Below are 18,658 nucleotides of genomic sequence, written 5' to 3' on the forward strand. Positions count from 1 at the left end.
GATCCATTTTTTTAATCGCTTATTGGATTCGGGAAATGCGTGGTGCGCGAAAAGCTGTCCCATTGCCGCCGATGCGAAGCACGCATCCACCTATTTCGCAGCGTCCCGATTCCTAACTGGGCGTATGCCGAAAAATAGTGCGGCGCCACTCGACACGAGTAACAACGCGACCACGTACACTGCGTCGTCGATGCTTCCCGTGCGCGTGCGCACCACTCCGATTGCCCACGGACTGATGACACCACTGGTAATGCCAATGCTGCTGATAAGCGAAATGCCCGCCGCCGCGTCACGCCGCGAAAGCTGGGTGGGCGGTACGGCCCAGAATACGGGCAACGCCGCGTAGATCATCACGCACGCAACAGACAAAATGCCGAGCATCGGCACGAGATTCTGCACATGCAAGGTCAATGCCCAGAGTGCGACTGCGCCGCCTAGCGTGCAGAACGCAAAATGGCGGCGGCGTTCTTTGGTTCGATCGGAGTGGGTTGCAATGGCGATCAAACCCACGATGCCGATCACATTCGGTATGACCGATAGAAGGCTGATGGTGGCCACATCACGAACTCCGAAATCGCGAATGATCAGCGGCAGCCAGAAATTCAACGTCAACGAAGCGCACGTCAGCGTGAAATAGATGAACGCCAGCAGGTAAACCTTTGGATTCGCGACGACGCTCCGCGCCTTCTCGCCCGGGTTTTCATGCACTCTTGAACTGTCGAGCATCTCGTTCAGCCGCACACGCTCCGCCGCGGACATCCATTTCGCCTGCGAGGGAGCATCGACGAGTGTGAGCCACCCGACGATGCCGAGCGCAACAGCGGGCAACCCTTCGAGCGCAAACATCCACTGCCAGCCGAACAGGCCGAGCACACCGTTCATGTCCCGCATGATCCAGCCGGAAAACAGCCCGCCGACGATGCCCGCAACCGCGACGCCAGCGATGAACGTCGACATGATGGCCGCGCGGCGTTTCTCGGGAAACCAGTAGGTGATGTACAGAATGATGCCCGGAAACAATCCCGCCTCGAATACGCCGAGCATCAGACGCAATGTGTAATAGGCCGCGGGCGTCGACACGAACATCATGCCGATCGACGTAACGCCGCACAGCAGCATGATGCGCGAGAAAGTCTTGCGCGCCCCAAAGCGGGCCAGCAGCAGGTTGCTCGGCACTTCACAGATCACATAGCCGACATAGAACACGGCAGCACCGAGACCATACATCGCATCGGTAAAACCGAGGTCATGCTTCATCTGCAACTGCGCAAAGCCGATGTTTATCCGTTCGAGAAACAGAACGACAAAGCAGAAGAACAGGAATGGCACAATGCGCCACGCAATCTTGCGAAGCAGCGAATCGTCGTCGATGGGACAGTGATTGTCAGTTGCAGGATCAATCAGCAATGATTTGGTCATCTCTCACTCCAGAGCGTCGGCTCGTTATCGACGCCCAGGCAGCCTGCTATCCGATTCTCCTGCACACCACGTGAAATCTCTCGAGCAGCGCTCGCGCTTCCTTCATGTCTACGATTGCAAATCCTTCAGTGAATTTGTTGTAGACCTCTGCAAGTACCGACTTTGCCTGTTCCGTTTTGCGTTGCCTGAACCTGAGGCGGGCGAGGCTCTTGGCCGCGCGCAGTTCAAGAAAGAGCGTGCCATGCTGTCGCGCGATGTCGATAGCGTGCAGGTAAAGCGCTTCGGACTCGCCTCGCTCATCCAGTCCATCCGATGCCGCGAGTATTTCCCCTTTGAGCCGCATCAATTCGGGGATGAACCAGAGTTCGTCGTGCACCTCCGACCATTCCAATGCATCGTCGATGGTAGCGCGTGCTTCAGCGTGACGTTCAAAAGAAAGCAGGCCTTGTGCATACATGCCTGCAAACATCGAATAGCGCATACCAATGTGTTCGCGCCTTAGTTGAGCCAGCGCCTCATTGAGAATCGGCAGTCCCGCCGCGTTCTTTTTCTCGATCAGCAACGCGCCATGAAGGCCACGCGCCATCGCATCGAACAGCGCCAGCCCGTGCCTGGCGACGCTCTCCTGCAAGGTAACCAAGGCTTCTTCAGCCGAATCGATCTCGCCGGCGTAGAGCGCGATGGGAATGTAGGCAAACACCAGCACGTATCCGATAGTCAGCGTGTGGCCGCTTTCCTGCGCATCGTGCCGCGCCTGTCGCGCTTCATCGAGTGCGCGCTCCGCGAGTCCCATGGACCAGAGCACGCTGGCCATCAACGACCGCGTACCCTCGCGCCCCTTCACGTGATTATCGGAGAGTTGCGATTGATGACCTGCACCGGCGTACCACGCCAATACGCCTTCGAGCAATTGCCGGGCCTCGGACTGCTTTCCCATGTGGTGCCATGCGAAAGCCGTCAGCCGGTTGCCTTCGGAGATCGAAATCTCGTCCCGTGACGCGCTGGCAATCGCACGGAACCGCTTCAACAGATCATCTGCGGCGCGATGCTTTCCTGCATACACGAACCCGCAACAGGCCACGAACATCGAGCGTAGCTGGTATTCCCTGTCGCCTAACTGCTCGGCAATCGCGAGCGCTTTGGTCCACGCGGTGTCGACTTCCGAAACCATCCCGCGCGTGTACAGTGCCGATGCCGCCAGCGCCGTGTAGAGCTTCATCCGTTGCCGGTCGGGCGCAGGCGCACCCGCTTCCATCTGCTGGAGCGCCTGTGCAACGCGGCTGCGGCACTCTTCGAGCGACGACAGCGTGATCCATGCGGGTATCGCCGACACGGTCAGCGCAATACCGAGCGATGCATCGCCCCGCTCTGAAAACGCCCAGCTCAATGCAGCCCGGACATCGTCGATGGTATGCAGATGGCTTTCGAGCCAGCGTGCATCGGGTGGCCGGTTCCAGAAGTCTTCCACATGCGCATACAGATCACGGAAGTACATGGCGTGCCGCTTCGACACGGTATCGAGTTCATCCGCATCTGCGAGCTTGCGCCTCGCGTAGTCGCGCGTGGTGTCGAGCAGGCGATAGCGCATGGTGTCGTTGCCGACGTCCGCCGACAACATCGACTTGGCCACGAGGCTCGCGACTGCATCGATCAGACTGGCGTACGCCAGGTTTTCATCGCCTGCGACGGCAGCCGCGGAAGCCAGCGAGAAAACGCCAGGAAATATGCCCAGGCGGCGCAGCACGACACGCTCGACATCGGGCAGCAACTGATGGCTCCAATCGAGCGTCGCCAGCAACGTTTTCTGCCGCTCAGGCGCGGTGCGACGTCCTAGCGCGAGCGCAGAAAACCGGTCGTCGAGCAGTTGTAGCAACTCGTGCGCGCCGAATGCATTCAGGCGCGTAGCAGCCAGTTCGATTGCCAATGCGATCCCGTCCAGACGCCGGCAGATCTGTGCGACGACGGAAGCGTCTTCATCCGACAATACGAAGTCGCCACGCGCAGCCACAGCGCGCTCGACAAAGAGTTCGACGGCGGGATACTGAAGCGCTTCGGCCATCGTCGTGGGCGACGCATCGGGCGGATTCTCGAGCGGTTCGAGCCGGTAGACATGTTCACCGACCGCCTCGAGCGGCTCACGGCTCGTCGCGAGCACACGCATGTGCGGCGATGCTGCCGTCATCTGCTCCGCCATATTCGCGGCTGCTTCGATCACGTGCTCGCAGCTGTCCAGCACGACAAGCTGCGGGTGATTTCGCAGCCGGAAATAGTTAGCCAACGCCTGCGAGATGTTGTCGGAATGCACCGCGAGGCCGATCGAATTGGCGACGGCATGCGGCACGAAGCTCGCGTCCGATAGTTGGGACAGGTTGACGAACCACACGTCGTGTCCCGTCTGCACCATTTCGTGCGCGACCGCCAGCGCAACCGTCGTTTTGCCGATTCCTCCCGGCCCCGCCACCGTCAGAAGCCGCACGCGCGAGAGCCGTGCGAACAGATCGGCGATCGTGTCTGCGCGCCCGATTGGCCGGGTCAAGGCTGCGGGAATATTGTGTGACGCGAGGGCATGTCCAGGCGGGCGCGATGCCGCCACTGGCAGCGTGTCGCGCTCGACACTCGCGACGAACTGATAGCCGCGTCCCACCACCGTCGCGACAAAACGCTGGTCTTGTGGTCCGTCGCCAAGCGCCTTGCGCAACGCCGCGATGTGCACCTTGAGATTGCTTTCCTCCACCACGGCACGAGGCCACGCGCGCGCCATCAGTTCTTTCTTGCTGATCAGTTCACCACGACGCTCGACAAGCGCAGTCAGCAGGTCAAGTGCGCGACCACCGATCTGGACGCGCACGTCTCCATCCAGCAACGTGTGCTGCGACGGAATGAGCCTGAAGGAACCGAACCGGAATACAAGGCCCGCGACAGCCGACGGATTGGCCACGACGAATTACCTGAAGTTTTAACGTCGGGTAAATATACATAAAATATACGTGAGGAATATATACAGTCATTAACCGCTTTGGCTTCGTATCGAGCGCAATAGCCGTGGGGAATCGCATCGTCTTTTCCGTCTCAGGAATTGATGGTGGCCACGCAGCGCGCCGACCTGCGGAATCTCGACAGACAGCGCTGTCATTGCAATCGGACCGTTTTTAGTCTATATTTGGTCCGATATGACCTGCAATGGAGCGTCCCATGCATATCGCCGACCACGTCAAGCCGATCAGCTACCTCAAGAGCGAAGCGGCGCAAATCGTCAAAGACCTGACCGACTCCGGCGAGCCGCTCATCATCACGCAGAACGGCGAAGCGAAACTGGTGGTGCAGGATGTCCGGAGCTACGAAGCCACGCAACAGACCATCGCGTTGCTGAAAATTCTGGCAATCGGCCAGAAGCACATTGAACGCGGAGATCACGTCGATGGCGACGAATTCTTTGCCGAACTCGATGAACTCGACCGTCAGGAAAAGTTGCGCTGATGGTGTCCCGGTTGCTCCCGTATCGCATCCTGCCGACCGCGCGAATCGGCATTGAAGAACTCAGAAGTTACATCGTTCGCACATTCGGCTGGGAAACGTGGCGCGAGACCTCCGCGCAGATCCAGCAAACCATTGCACAGATCCGCCAGTTTCCCGACAGCGGCCATCTGCCCGCCGAGCTTGAAGGTTTCATCGAAGACAGCTTCAGGCAAGTCCTCTCCGGCAAGAACCGCATCATCTATCAGGTGCGCGAGGACACGGTGTTCATTCATCTCGTCGTCGACACGCGGCGCGATCTGCAAGCGCTGCTTCACCGCATCGTGCTGCGTCTCATGTGAGCCGCTGCACGACCCGGTAAAGCCGCCGCGTGCCTGTTGACGTTACCCGCTCTTTTTCGCCAGTTCCGCAACCAATGCCTTCAGGCCATCGTCATAGATTCCCTGAAACAGCTTCGATGCTTCCTGATCGCTGACCGTGGTCGGCGTGAACCGTCCCGACCATTCGACCCGGCATGAATGGCCGCCCTTATCAACGACTCTGAGCGTCGAGACATAGTCTTTGACGGGAAACGGCGCTTGCAGGATTGCGTAGCTATAGCTGCGCGCTGCATGATCGAATGCGATCAACCGCTCGACGATCACCTCGCCGCCTGGATTCGCGAGATGCCGCACACGTCCGCCCTCGCTTAGCTCACTCTTCGGAATGTAGGGCAGCCAGTCCGGCAGTGAGCCGAAACCGCCAATCAACTGCCACACCTGATCCGCTGACAGCGCGATGTCGATACTTGAAGATGCCTCAGCCATACCGCCTCCCTATTTCCGATCGCCAGGCAATGGCGCGAGCGGCGACACCAGACGCTGCTCGCGCATGTCTCGCCAGAAATCGTCGGGGATCGCGACTTTCAAGGCCGCGACATCTTCTGCAATGCGACTGGGATGACTGGCGCCTGGAATGACGGCAGCCGTCGCCGGATGCGCGAGAGAAAACTGCAGCGCGGCTGCCTTGATTGGAATCTTGTACTTTTCCGTTAGCGCCTTGATACGCCCGATTTTCTCGATGATCTCCGGCTTTGCCGGCTGATACTCGAAATGCGTGCCGCCAGCGAGCACACCCGAACTGTACGGACCGCCGATCACGATATCGACCTTCTTTTCCAGTGCCGCCGGCATCAGACGCTGCAAAGCGGTCTCGTGATCGAGCAATGAATAACGTCCCGCTACGAGCATGCCGTTGGGCTTCGCATCCGACAGTGCCAATGTCAGTTCGATCGGCTCGACGCGATTCACGCCCAGTCCCCATCCCTTGATCACGCCCTGTTCCTGCAGGCGCATCAAGGTTGGAAACGCGCCTTTGCGCGCGATATCGAACTGCGTGATCCAGTCGTCACCGTGAAAGTCTTGTGCGATATCGTGAACCCACACGAAATCGATGTGATCGACCTTGAGTCGCTTCAAACTGTCTTCGATCGACTTCAAGGTGCCGCTTTCCGAATAGTCGTAGAGAATCCGGTTCTTCCGGCCGAATTCAAACAGCCCGCCTTTCTCGCCGAAATCGCGACTGCCTGTTTCCAGTTCATCCAGAATGATGCGACCGACTTTCGTGCTGAGAATGTATTCATCGCGCTTGTGTGCCGACAAGGCTTCACCGACACGCAATTCCGAAAGCCCGGCCCCATAGAATGGTGCCGTGTCGAAGTAGCGTACGCCCTGCTTCCACGCTTCCTCGACTGTTCCCAGCGCCTCTTCCTGTGGAATGTTGCGGAACATATTTCCCAACGGCGCGGCACCAAAGCCCAATGGACCGTTCAGCAAGCTGCTTCTGACACTCATCGCTAGCTCCCGGGTCGTGAAGACCCAAAAAATCCGGTTAAAAGACTGAACCGTGAACATTCCGGCGCTGGACTTCTCATCATGGAAGGTCGTCTCCGGATATGCAGATGTGTATTGCGCACATGTGTTGACCGTTGCCACAGTCTCCTGACCTGCTCAGTTGACGCTTATGCGAGCAACCCGTCAGTACTGTGGCCGAGTCAAGATATGCTTCTGAAAGGAAGCGAACAAGACCTACAAACGGTTCGCGCGATGTCGAGAAAATGCATCAACCTATACTTTTGTATGCGATGCGATTTTCGTTGTCGTTCTCAATGAAGTGGGAACTGCGCTACGTGCGCGCGTTGACGGCACAGAGACTTACTGTCGAAAAAAGCGAACGAGACCAAACGCGGGTACAGCCCGCGTTTGGTCTCGCGATTGAAAAACCTTTATTGATTCGTGCCTTGCCCGATACCCGCTTTCTTCTCGGCATCCTGTATGTCTTGCGGGTAATTCGGATCGCTCGCACGTCCGGGCTGATAACCCGCGTCTTCGAGCTTCTTCAGTTCTGCGTTCTTTTTGGCTCGCGCTTCCTTGCGCGCCTGTTTCCGCTGCGCCTTCGTCGGCGATGGTGAAGACGCCATCGCGCCTGCGGCAGGAGCGGTCTGTGCAAATGCTGCCCCTACCGTGCCAATCCCAAGCAAGGTCGATATGAGGAGCACGTTGAGCTTTCTGACGATATGCATGTGCTGTTCTCCGGATATGCGTCGGTCGACGGTATGAGTGCTTTGGCGATAACACCATTTCCTGCGGCGTTACGTTTCGTTCGCAACAGGCACTCTTCTATCATTCTGTCGCCGCTCGCTGCATCGCGGCTTTCCAGAACGATTGCTTTTATCCGTTCTACCCGAAGATGTTCATGCGGTTATTTCGAGCAACTCACTCGACGCGTGCCGGCTCGTGCGCCCAAATACTATTTGTAGCTGTAACGCTCGATTTCGATTCCGGCGACTGCAACCGGCATGTCCTCAGTGTCGTTCAACAGCCTTTTCGCAGCGCGCTGCGGTCGCGCCGAAATCGCCAGCAACTCTCTCACGAGTTCACTGGTCGTTTGCTCAACTTCACTGACGGCAACGAATTCGGTCACCATGCCCCAGTCGTAGGCTTGTATGCCGCGGATCATGCGGGAGCGCATCACCAGATCCTTCAGCCGCGCGAAGCCCACCAGTTTCTGGAGACGTACCGCGCATTCGTAGCCAGGCACCTGTCCTATCTTTTGCGCGGTTATTGCATAGAGCGTGGTGTCTGTGGCAATTCTAAAATCGCATGCGAGTGAAAGCTCGAAACCCGCGCCGAAACAATATCCATGATTGACCGCAATCACCGGCTTGCTGCAACGTGATGGCGCTCCGAGATCCCATGTGCGCTTGCAGGCACTCTCACGCGACGCGTCCGTCGATTCGTCATGGTCACTTCCGCGCGAGAAATGTTCGCCGCATGCCCGCACGACGATAACGCGCACGGCAGGATCTGCCTCCAGTGTTTCGAAGACCGCACACAGTTGCGCGCACTGGTCGGCGGAAATGAGGTTGAACGGCGGCCGGTCGAGCACGATATCGGCGCGCGCACCGTTCTCGGCGAACTCGACCCGAAAACCATCGAGATCGGCTAGCGGGTTTGCCAGTCGATAGACAGCCTGTGCCATAGGATCCTCTGTGTGCGCCGCCTGGCTTCGCTGGCGGCGGCCCTCATTCGTCGTATCAAACAACGACGGACAGTTCTCTCACCAATAGTATTTCAATTTAAATGAAACGTTATTAACTATGTTGAAGAAGGACAAGGAAGGGTTTACCCGTTGGATCATATTGCCAAACAGGACTGCGGCGCGCTGTTTGACGGAGGCGCCGACTGCACCAGACAGTTAGTTGCTTATTCGCATGGAGCAATTCATCGGCTCACGCTTGCATGTATTCACACGCACCGAATCATCGCTGATTCACACGCACCGAATCATCGCTGATTCTCACGCCACGATTCAAATCGTCATCTGCATATCGACGATGTAGTCGACGCAATAGCGATAGACAGTGCGGATATACGACTCACGAAAATCCAGTCGAGGGACGACCGCATACAACTCGACGGCTCCGCGGCACGTCAGTGTTAGCGGAACGAATCTGACGAGGCTCTCGGCTACCCCTCTGGCTCTGCCACTTATCTTTATCCGCTCGAGCCAATCGTCCCGGCCTCCCTTGGCGCGATGCCATCTGCGCGCTGCGAGCACGACCTGCTCTTCCGATAGCCATTGAGCAGTCGTGCTCTGCTGCAGTATCTGTGAGATGACGAGATACGTCAGCAGCTCCGCTCTCGCGCGCAGGGAACGCGTCACGCTTGCCTCCATTCAAAGTATGAGTCCAACGTACAAGTTTTGTACTTTCGAAGCAAGCGTCGACAGGCATAGCGTTATCGGGCTTTCCTGGCTTCGCGCGGGTTTATGTCTCGCTCTCGACGTAGTCCGATTTCAGGCACGTTCCGCTTTACTCAAATTAACCGCAGTTAACCGGCATCGCCTGCCCCTTTCATACCGTTGGCCTCTGCCGAACTGCACGCCTTTGCCGGTACGCACTTGCACCTACGTTCTTTCGTGAACTGCGCTAAGTTGAGTGCAGGCATCGAGCACGATCAGTAACGCCTCGTCGATGCAAACGTATGCGCTGGAGATCCCATGAAAGTGAAAGCCGCCGTGCTTAATGCTGCAGGTGCCAAACCCAGATATGCCGACAGCCAGCCTCTCACCATCGAGACCGTCGATCTGCAGGGACCGGGCGTCGGAGAAGTTCTCATCAGGATCGCGGCAGCGGGCTTGTGCCATTCCGATCTGTCGGTGATCAACGGCGATCGCCCGCGACCGCTGCCGATGGCGCTCGGGCACGAGGCGTCCGCAGTTGTCGAGGCAGTCGGCGCCGGTGTCGTCGATCTGCAGGCAGGCGATCATGTAGTCGCCGTGTTCGTGCCCAGTTGCGGTCATTGCGAGCCGTGCGCTGAAGGACGCCCGGCGCTCTGCATGCCGGGTGCTACGGCAAACACCGCAGGTACGTTATTGTCGGGCGAGCGCCGATTGAAACATCATGGTGAACCGATCAACCATCATCTGGGTTGCTCCGTGTTCGCGGAATACGCGACCGTGTCGCGCCGGTCACTCGTGAAGATCGACCCCGACATACCACTCGATACAGCCGCGCTATTCGGCTGCGCCGTACTGACGGGAATGGGAGCCGTGATCAATACGGCTGACTTCAAGGCGGGTATGTCGGTTGCTGTCATAGGTCTCGGTGGTGTAGGCATGGCTGCGCTGCTCGGAGCAATCGCGGCGGGAGCACGGCAGATCATCGCCGTGGACCTCGCCGATTCGCGCCTGCAGTTCGCGCGATCACTCGGCGCAACGCATATTTACAACGCTCGCGACCCGGACACCGAAGCTGCAATCCGCGACGCAACTTCCGGCGGCGTCGATCGCGCACTGGAGTTCGCAGGCGCGATTCCAGCGCTCAGTCTCGCGTACAACGTGACGCGTCGAGGCGGTGTCACGGTGACAGCAGGACTGCCGCCACCTACATCGACGTTTGGTTTGTCGGTAGCGAAGCTTGTTGGAGAGGAGCGTAATCTGAAGGGCAGTTATATCGGTACCTGCGTGCCATCACGCGATATTCCGCGCTACATGAGCATGTATATGCAAGGCCGTCTTCCCGTCGATCGCCTGCTAACGGGGCGCCTGACGCTCGACAATATCAATCACGGCTTCGATCTTCTGCATGAAGGCGAGGCGATCCGGCAAATCGTGGAGTTCACCTGATACCTGATAGGAACGTACAACCATGAAAACTTATATCGTGGCCCATATGATGTCCTCGGTTGATGGCCGCAGCCTGACCGACGGATGGCAGCGCAAGTACGTGTTCGGCATGTATGAAGAGACAGCCGCCCAGTTCGAAGCCGACGGCTGGATATGCGGCCGCGTCACCATGCAGGAGGTGTCACATGGCGACGACTATCCAAAAGGACTCGCTAAAGCGCCGATCCCGCGTACCAACCACTTCGTCGAACGCAACGCGAGTCAATACGCGATCTCGATCGATCCACAAGGTCGTGTCGCATGGAAAAGCAATACTGCCCTCAAGTCGCACGTCATCGAAGTCGTGACGGAAGAAGTCGCTGACGACTATCTTGCGTATCTCCAGTCCATCGACGTGTCGTATGTGTTCGGTGGAAAGAGCGAGATCGATCTTGCGCATGTCGTGCAGACGCTGGCCGATGAACTCGGCGTCAAGAAGCTCATCGTCGAAGGCGGCTCGCGCGTGAGCGGTGCGTTCGTCAACGCCGGTCTTCTCGATGAAGTCAGCGTGTTGTTGATCGCACTCGTCGATGCCCGCTGCGAACATCCCTCATCATTCGAAGTGGCGATGGACAAGTGGCATGCACCGACCTATCTGAATCTGGAGTCAGTGGAAAAGCTCGAACACGGTGCGGTCTGGTTGCGATATTCGGTCGCGAAACAGACTGCGTAAAAGCCGCTCGGAATGAAACATCACGCGTCGTCACCCGCTAACGGAAGCGTGAAGTAGAAACGCGCGCCGCCGAGGCTCGATTCGTTATCGGCTGAAAGGGTCCCGCCATGTGCCTCGATGATCGAACGGCAAATGGGCAGGCCCATCCCCATGCCGCTCTCCTTGGTCGTGAAAAAGCTTTCGAACAGGCTATGCAGATGTTCCGGCGCGATGCCCGGTCCACTATCCTCGACCGAACAACGGACGAAAGCGAGATCATGCACGGCAACCGTGATCGCTATTTCACGTCGCTCGCGGTGCGCCTGGTCAATGGCCTGTATCGCGTTCACCGCAAGATTGACGATTACCTGCTGGAACTGGATGCGATCGCCGAGTACTTTCGGCGCGCGTTGAGCGGGTTGATGCGTCACGGTGACATGACGCGAGTTGACCTCATGGCGCAAGAAAACGAGTGCTTCGTCGATGAGATCATCGAGCGACACGAGCGTGCGCTCGGGTGTCCGCCGAATGGCCATTGCGCGAATCCGGCCAATGATGTCCACCGCATGCCGGGCATCGGCGATGATGCGCCGGTTCGTCGCCAGCGCTTCCGCGATGCCGGGTGAAGGACGATCGAGCCAGCCCAGACTTGCCTGACCGTTCATCGCGATCGCGGCCAACGGTTGCTTCAGTTCGTGCGCGATGGATGCCGTCAGTTCACCGAGCATCGAAATGCGCGCCGCGTGCGCGAAGTCCTCCTGCACCCGCTGCAGCATCTCTTGCGCGCGGATACGCTCGGTCATATCGACCAGACTGATTACCGACATGCCTCTGTCATCGCCCATGCGGCGTCGCGCAACGGTGAACAGCACGTCGATGACGCGGCCGTCGAATGTCGGCAGTTTCGTCGTTTCCTGAAAGAGCGCTTCGCCGTAGAACCGGCTTTCCAGCGCATGAACAAATGTTGCGGGGCTTTCCCGCCAGACCCATGACAGCGAACCCAGCATCTGGCTCCTGTCTCGCGCGCCGAACATCTGTATCGCGTAGTTGTTGACGTCCTCGATGGTCAGCACCTCGGCAGCGCGCACCAGCCATTCCGGATGCTCAGCGATATACGCCGACAGGTTCTGCACCCCTTGCGCGCGCAAATCCGCCAGCATCGTGATCAGGGTCTGAGACTCGACTTGCCAGAGGCCGACAGGCGTTTCGCTAAAGAGATGCCGATAGCGATGCTCGCTGCGTTGAAGGTCCGTGTATAGCCGCGCGTTTTCCAGCGAGATTGCTGCCTGCGACGCCAGCAGTCTCAGCACTGCCGTGCGCGAAGGCGTGAATACATGCGGCGTCAGCGTGTTCTCGAGGTACAGCACGCCGATCAGCGTCGCCTGCTTGATGAGCGGCAGACACAGAATCGATCGGCTGCCGCGCCGCTTGATGTATTCGTCGCCCGAAAACGGGCCCTGTTCCGTTGCATCGTCGAGCAGCAGGCTCTCTCTCGTGCGGATCACGTACCGCAGAATCGACTCCGGCATTTCGGCAGGCGCGACGCGCGCGTGAGGCATACGGACATCGACCGTGTCGCGTATCGTCGTTGCTTCGGCTTCTATCCATAACTCGTCGCCTTCCGGCAGCACCAGCACACCCCGGTCGCCACCGGCATGTTCGAGCGCGAGCACCATCAACGTGTGAATCAGTTCGTTCAGGCCGATCTCGCTGAACACGGCCTGCGAAACCTTGACGACTGTCCCAAGCTCCAGTTGCTCGACCGATGTCGCAATCGTGTTTTCAGCGCGCAACGGCAACTCCTGCCGAAGTACCGCGTGGGTCTCATCGAGTTGTCGAACCTTGCCATCGGCGCCCCAACGCAGATAGCACGATCGCGCATTCCGAAGATAGGTATTGGCAATGGTCTCGAAACCACGTGCGGCATAGAAGCTGGCGGCGAGTTCGTTCGCAAGCGCCTGATTCTGGATGAAACCGTGCTGATGACTCGAATGAATCGCCTCTTCATAAAGCTCCATCGCTTCCGCGACGCGCCCTTCTATCCTCGCGATTTCTGCCAGCACGAGCGCGTGGCGGTTACGAAAGTTCTCCGGACAGTTCTCGGTCCACAGTTCGAATTTGCGCAGCTTCGTGCCTAGCATCTCCCTGAATTCCTGCTGCTTCGCGGCCGATACTGTTGGATAAAGCGCCGTCAACGCCAGCGCGTGAAACAGGTGGAACGTCGCCTCGATCGGCATGCTCATGGCGGCAGGCAACACGGGCTCGGCCTGCAACGCACAATCGAGCGACTGTGCGTAATCGCCACTCAGGAAGGCGAGTATCTGCTTCATGATGTGATAGAACACGATGCCGCAGCCGAACGTCGCCGTGACGATCGTGGCGAAGCTCGCCGCTTCGTCGAACGTGCTGTCGCCGAGGCCCAGCGGTTTCGCCGATCTGCCCTGCAAACTGGCAACGAATTGCTGTTCGAGCCGGATCGTTTCATAGACGGCATCGTTATGGCTCTGCCGTGCGAATGCCGCATATTTCACTGATCGCGCCTGCACGTCTTCCAGCGCGTCGCCTTTTTCGATCAGCTGCCAGATCGTTTCGAAGGCAAGAAAGCCGCCGTACACGAAATCGCCTGTTTCGAGGCAGGCCGTGAAAGCGCGCTCCAGAATGGGCACGCCCGTCGCGAAGTGATGACGCCAGAAGTTGACATGATCGCCATGCAGATGAAGCAGCGTTCCCCGCAAGCGCACGTTGCCCAGCTTCTCATTGAGTTGCAGCGACAATTCGGAAAACTGGAACGCGGAAGCAATATCGCCGACAACGGAAACGAGCATCAACGAATACACGCCATACGCGAACGCCGATTGATCGGTGTTGCCATGCCGCATGGAAAGATTGACTGCCTTCAGCGTGACGAGCGGATAAAGCGTCGGTCGGCCGATATACGCGCAAGGCACGGCATCGACGAGCAGATTGATGATGGCCTGCATCGTGGGGTCCGTCGCCATCGGCGCGTCAAGCAGATCGATGATGGCCCGCTCGCCGAGAATCGTGGAAAAGTCACGAAATTCGGCTTCTACTGCGCGCTGAATATCGTCGTCGTGTTCCGGCAGGACCAGTCCGAAATCCTGCAATGCACCCACGGCGACGGCAAAGCCATCGTAGTACTTGCTCGCCACCTGATACAGCTTGATGCGCAAGCTGTACACCTTCGCCCGGTCCAGCTTGCAGCGCGCCTGGCCGAGGATCATGTCGAACATCGCATCGGCCACGTCGAAGTTTCCGACCAGATACTCGCATTCCGATAGTTCGAGATAGAGATCGAAGGTCTGCGCGTAACACCGCGTCCAGGCATCTTCCGACAGCAATGCGGCGGCTTGCGCAAAGTGATTTCGCGCCGACAGATAGGCGGTCGAATATTTGGCGCGTTTGCCCGCGATGACATTCAACTCGACGACGCGCTCGCGCTCCGCTTGCGTCGTGATCAGTGCGACACCACGATTCAGGTGATTGACGATATCGAAGATGCCATCTTCGAGTTCCTCCGGCGCCGTGCGCGACGCAAGTACTCGCCCGATGCGAAGATGGGCTGCCGCACGTTCGCCCTCGGGAATCAACGCATAGGCTGCTTCATGCACGCGATCATGCACGAACTTGTAGGCACTCTGCACGCGGAACACGAGACCCGCGCTGACGGCTTCCCACAGCTTGGCGTCGATCTCCTCTTCTGTGCCGCCTTGAACCAGCGTCAGTGTCGAGACTTCCGCGATGTTCCCAAGACAGGCGAGTTCCTTCAGCGCATCCTGCGTGGCGGCAGGCTGACGTCCAAGCTTGGCCGCCATCAGATCCGCGACGTTCTCGGTGAAGCCTTTCGCACGAATGCGCGGCAGGTCCCAGGTCCATGTGACCGTGCTGGCATTGAACGCCAGCAGCTTTTCTTCAGCCAGCGTCTTCAGAAACTGGATCGCGAAGAACGGATTGCCGCCCGTCTTCTGATGCACCAGTTGCGCGAGCGGCCGCGCTTCTTCGCGTTCGCAATGGAGCGAATCGGCGATCAGTTCGGTCACGCTCTCGGGCATCAACGGCGTGAGCGTGGTTTCCTCCACGCGTCCGCCCGTGCTGCGAATCAGACCAAGCGTGCGCATGAACGGATGCGTCGGACCCACTTCGTTGTCGCGATACGCGCCGACCAGCAGCAGGTGCCCGACCTCCGGATGCGTCGCAAGATGTTCGATCAGGTCGAGCGTCGCCATGTCCAGCCATTGCAGATCGTCGACGAACAGCGCCAGCGGATGCTCGGGCCGCGCGAACACGCCAAGAAAGCGGCGAAACACAAGCTGAAAGCGACTTTGCGCATCGCGCGGCAAGAGCACGGGAACGGGCGGCTGCTCGCCGATAATCAACGCGAGTTCAGGGATCAGATTGACCATCAGCTCGCCATTCGAACCCAGCGCCTCCATCAGATCGCGCCGCCACTGGCTCACTTCTTCGTCGCTCTTGCCTAACAGTTCGCGCACGAGCGACTGAAAGGCCTGCGCCAGCGTCATGTACGGAATGTCGCGCTTGTACTGATCGACCTTGCCCGCTGCGAACAGGCCGCGCGGCGGCACCAGTACCTTGTGCAACTCGTTCACCACGGAAGACTTGCCGATACCGGCATAGCCCGATACGAGCACCGTCTCGGCCTTTCCGCTGGCCACGACGCGGTCGAACGCTTCGATGAGCGCATCGATCTGGGCTTCGCGTCCGTAGAGACGTTCGGGGATCAGCAGCCGGTCGGACGCGTCGTGCGTGCCAGGCGGAAAGGGATCGATGCGCCTGTGCGCTTCCCATGCTGCAAGACAGGTTCGCAGATCGGCTTCGACGCCCGCTGCCGTCTGGTAGCGGTTCTCGGCCGTCTTGGCCAGCAGCTTCATGACGATGCTCTCGATAGCCACCGGTATCGCGCCACCCCGCTCGCCCGGTGGCGGCGGTCTTCGCGCGATATGGCAATGAATCCACTCCATGGCGTCCGACGCGTTGAACGGCAGCGTCCCCGTCAGCATCTCGTACAACGTGACGCCCAGGGAATAAAGATCGCTGCGCGCATCGATCGAGCGGTTCATTCTCCCTGTCTGCTCAGGCGCCATGTACGCGAACGTGCCCGCGATGATCTCAGGCGGCGTGGGCGGCTGCCGCTCCTGCGGCAATTGCGATGCAATGCCAAAGCCCGTCAGACGGATGCTGTCGTTACCATCGATGAGTACATTGGCAGGCTTGATGTCTTTATGGATCAATCCCGAACGGTGCATCTGGCCCACCACGATCGCCAGATTGAGCGCGAGCCGCAGGAAACGCGTGAGTTCGAGCGGTCCGTGCAGGATACGGTCGAGCGGCTCGTAACCGTGATCGTCGAGAACGAGCGTCGGCAGTGAATTGTGATGACTGAGCGCGAGCGGTTGGGCCGCCCAGCGAGGATCGAGAACGGGCGCAAGCGCGAATTCGCGCTCGAGGCGCGCGACGCTTCTGGACGCCGGCCGCGCCGCGACCAGTGTCAACACCGAGACGGGATTGCCGGGCTGCCGGGCACGGTATAACGAGAAATCTCCATCGGCGCGTAGCGACTCCAGCTCATATCCGGTGAGATCCATGTAATCCATGTTGTCTCATTGCGAACGCTGTTGTCCCGCGATTCTGCGCGTTTCTATCATCCTTCGCCAGCATGAGGATGCAACCACGCTGGGCGCGGCGCCTCACTCCATTGTGATCGGGCAAAGCGCGCCCGCGTGCGAACGCGAAAAATGGCGCGCTTTTTCGAACGGCGTGGCAATCGTCAGTCGATCAGTCCGCGTGCCGTGCCGACAACGAGAACTTGCCGTCGATGCGCCGGTTCACGTTCAGCGGATTCGCCGCTTGCAACGCGTCCGGCAGCAATGCGTCAGGCATGTCCTGATAGCTGACGGGCCGCAGAAAGCGCTGAATGGCGAGACTGCCGACGGAAGTCGAACGCCCGTCCGCTGTCGATGGATACGGACCGCCGTGAACCATCGCATGGCCGACCTCGACGCCCGTGCCGAAGCCATTGACGAGTATCCGCCCCGTACGGCGTTCGAGTGCAGGCAGAAAGCGGCGCACTGCATCGTGATCTTCAGCGTCGATATGCAAGGCCGATGTCAGCTGCCCTTCCAGGTGTTCGATGAGTTCAAGCATCGAATGCAGATCGCGGCATCGCACGACCAGCGACGATGCGCCGAAGATTTCTTCCTGCAGTAGCTTGTCGGCGCGGAACGCCGTGTCGGTCGTCGAGAAGAGCGCACCCTGGCCCTGGTTAGCACTCGTGCTGTTTGCGCCCCTGCCTGCCGTGCTCACGCCCGCGTGCCCGGCAAACCGGCTCACGGCCTGTTCAAAGGTCTTATGAATGCCGGGCGTCAACATCGTTGCGGCGGGCGTATCGGATAACACCGCAGCTGCGACGCGCATGAAGTTATCGAGCGCCGGGCCATCCACGGCGAGAATGAGGCCGGGATTCGTGCAGAACTGCCCTGCGCCCAGCGTCAACGATTGCACGAAGGACCGCGCGATGGCTTCTCCGCGATGTTCCAGCGCATGAGGAAACAGCAACACGGGATTAATGCTGCTCATTTCCGCGTAGACGGGAATCGGCTCGGTCCGCGCCGCCGCGATGGCCATCAGTTCAGTTCCGGCGCCCCGCGAACCCGTGAAGCCTACCGCCTTGATACGCGCATCGCGCACGAGGCCCTGGCCGATTTCCCGTCCGCTGCCGCACAGCAGCGAGAACGTCCCTTCGGGCATGCCGCATTCTTTGACGGCCTTTTGCACGGCCATACCCACCAGTTCCGACGTGCCAGGATGCGCCGAATGCGCCTTCACGACGACAGGGCAACCCGCCGCGAGCGCGGAAGCCGTATCGCCGCCCGCGACCGAAAACGCCAGCGGGAAGTTGCTCGCGCCGAACACCGCGACAGGACCGAGTGCGATATGACGCAGCCTCAGATCGACGCGCGGCATGGGTTTTCTTTCGGGCTGCGCTGGGTCGATGCGCACGCCGAGGAAATCGCCGTCGCGCACGACATCGGCGAACATCCTCAGTTGCGCGACCGTGCGCGCGCGTTCGCCTTCAATGCGTGCGCGCGGCAAACCCGATTCCTGTACGCAACGCTCGATCAGCACATCGCCGATGTCGAGGATATGGCTGGCGATCGCTTCCAGAAAACTCGCGCGCGTTTCGAGGCTGGGTTCCCGATAGATATCGAACGCGGCCCACGCAAGCGCGCACGCCGCGTCGAGATCGTTCATGCTTGCGCCGCCGAATGCCGGCTCGATACGCTCGCCGGTGAATGCATCGATGGCGTAGGTCGCGCCGTTATTGCCACGCACTGTCGAGTGGCCGATCAAAAGATTGCCTGCGATAGTCAT

Annotated in this window: 13 protein-coding genes; 4 read left to right on the top strand and 9 right to left on the bottom strand. The window is 59.3% G+C overall.

From position 1 onward, the window contains the following. Positions 1-90: 90 nt before the first annotated feature. Together DK391_RS01570 and DK391_RS01575 are read right to left on the bottom strand one after the other, a co-directional pair. The gene (locus DK391_RS01570) at positions 91-1,419 is read right to left on the bottom strand and encodes an MFS transporter (protein WP_109476223.1); all 1,329 of its coding nucleotides are present in this window, start codon (positions 1,417-1,419) and stop codon (positions 91-93) included. A 46-nt stretch (positions 1,420-1,465) separates the two neighbouring features. Beyond that, complete coding sequence (locus tag DK391_RS01575; protein WP_109476224.1) at positions 1,466-4,357, bottom strand: winged helix-turn-helix domain-containing protein; 2,892 nt, start codon at positions 4,355-4,357, stop codon at positions 1,466-1,468. Between the two features lie 254 nt (positions 4,358-4,611). On the opposite strand from DK391_RS01575, the gene DK391_RS01580 reads away from it, so the two are divergent. Continuing rightward, complete coding sequence (locus tag DK391_RS01580) at positions 4,612-4,896, top strand: type II toxin-antitoxin system Phd/YefM family antitoxin (protein WP_109476225.1); 285 nt, start codon at positions 4,612-4,614, stop codon at positions 4,894-4,896. Further along, positions 4,896-5,234, top strand: a complete 339-nt coding sequence (locus DK391_RS01585; RefSeq protein WP_109476226.1) for a type II toxin-antitoxin system RelE/ParE family toxin — start codon at positions 4,896-4,898, stop codon at positions 5,232-5,234. Before DK391_RS01580 ends, DK391_RS01585 begins: the two co-directional genes overlap by 1 nt. Positions 5,235-5,276: 42 nt before the next feature. Here DK391_RS01585 and DK391_RS01590 read toward each other — a convergent pair whose 3' ends face one another. The 5 genes from DK391_RS01590 to DK391_RS01610 all read right to left on the bottom strand — a co-directional run bounded on the left by DK391_RS01590 (position 5,277) and on the right by DK391_RS01610 (position 9,096). Continuing rightward, positions 5,277-5,699 (bottom strand): SRPBCC family protein, encoded by a 423-nt coding sequence (locus DK391_RS01590; protein WP_109476227.1) that lies wholly within the window; start codon positions 5,697-5,699, stop codon positions 5,277-5,279. A 9-nt stretch (positions 5,700-5,708) separates the two neighbouring features. Then, a complete protein-coding gene (locus DK391_RS01595) occupies positions 5,709-6,725 on the bottom strand; it encodes an aldo/keto reductase (protein ID WP_109476228.1) in 1,017 nt (338 codons plus the stop codon). Between the two features lie 431 nt (positions 6,726-7,156). Beyond that, complete coding sequence (locus DK391_RS01600; protein WP_109476229.1) at positions 7,157-7,453, bottom strand: DUF4148 domain-containing protein; 297 nt, start codon at positions 7,451-7,453, stop codon at positions 7,157-7,159. A 227-nt stretch (positions 7,454-7,680) separates the two neighbouring features. Further along, positions 7,681-8,412 carry an enoyl-CoA hydratase/isomerase family protein gene (locus DK391_RS01605; protein ID WP_109476230.1) on the bottom strand — a complete coding sequence of 244 codons (732 nt, stop codon included), beginning with the start codon at positions 8,410-8,412 and terminating at the stop codon, positions 7,681-7,683. 330 nt (positions 8,413-8,742) lie between these two features. Next, positions 8,743-9,096 (bottom strand): hypothetical protein, encoded by a 354-nt coding sequence (locus DK391_RS01610; protein ID WP_109476231.1) that lies wholly within the window; start codon positions 9,094-9,096, stop codon positions 8,743-8,745. A gap of 336 nt (positions 9,097-9,432) precedes the next feature. On the opposite strand from DK391_RS01610, the gene DK391_RS01615 reads away from it, so the two are divergent. Both DK391_RS01615 and DK391_RS01620 read left to right on the top strand, forming a co-directional pair. Continuing rightward, positions 9,433-10,560, top strand: coding sequence for a zinc-dependent alcohol dehydrogenase family protein (locus DK391_RS01615; RefSeq protein ID WP_109476232.1), 1,128 nt, complete (start codon positions 9,433-9,435; stop codon positions 10,558-10,560). Positions 10,561-10,582: 22 nt separating this feature from the next. Next, complete coding sequence (locus DK391_RS01620) at positions 10,583-11,272, top strand: dihydrofolate reductase family protein (RefSeq protein ID WP_109476233.1); 690 nt, start codon at positions 10,583-10,585, stop codon at positions 11,270-11,272. Between the two features lie 20 nt (positions 11,273-11,292). Here the strand turns inward: DK391_RS01620 and DK391_RS01625 are convergent, their stop codons facing one another. Beyond that, entirely contained in the window at positions 11,293-16,881 is a 5,589-nt protein-coding gene (locus tag DK391_RS01625; protein WP_343225225.1) for an AAA family ATPase, read from the bottom strand. A gap of 181 nt (positions 16,882-17,062) precedes the next feature. Continuing rightward, positions 17,063-18,658, bottom strand: coding sequence for an aldehyde dehydrogenase (NADP(+)) (locus DK391_RS01630; RefSeq protein ID WP_109476234.1), 1,596 nt, complete (start codon positions 18,656-18,658; stop codon positions 17,063-17,065).

This window comes from Paraburkholderia sp. C35 (assembly GCF_003121405.1).
In the GTDB taxonomy this organism is placed as follows: Bacteria; Pseudomonadota; Gammaproteobacteria; order Burkholderiales; family Burkholderiaceae; genus Paraburkholderia.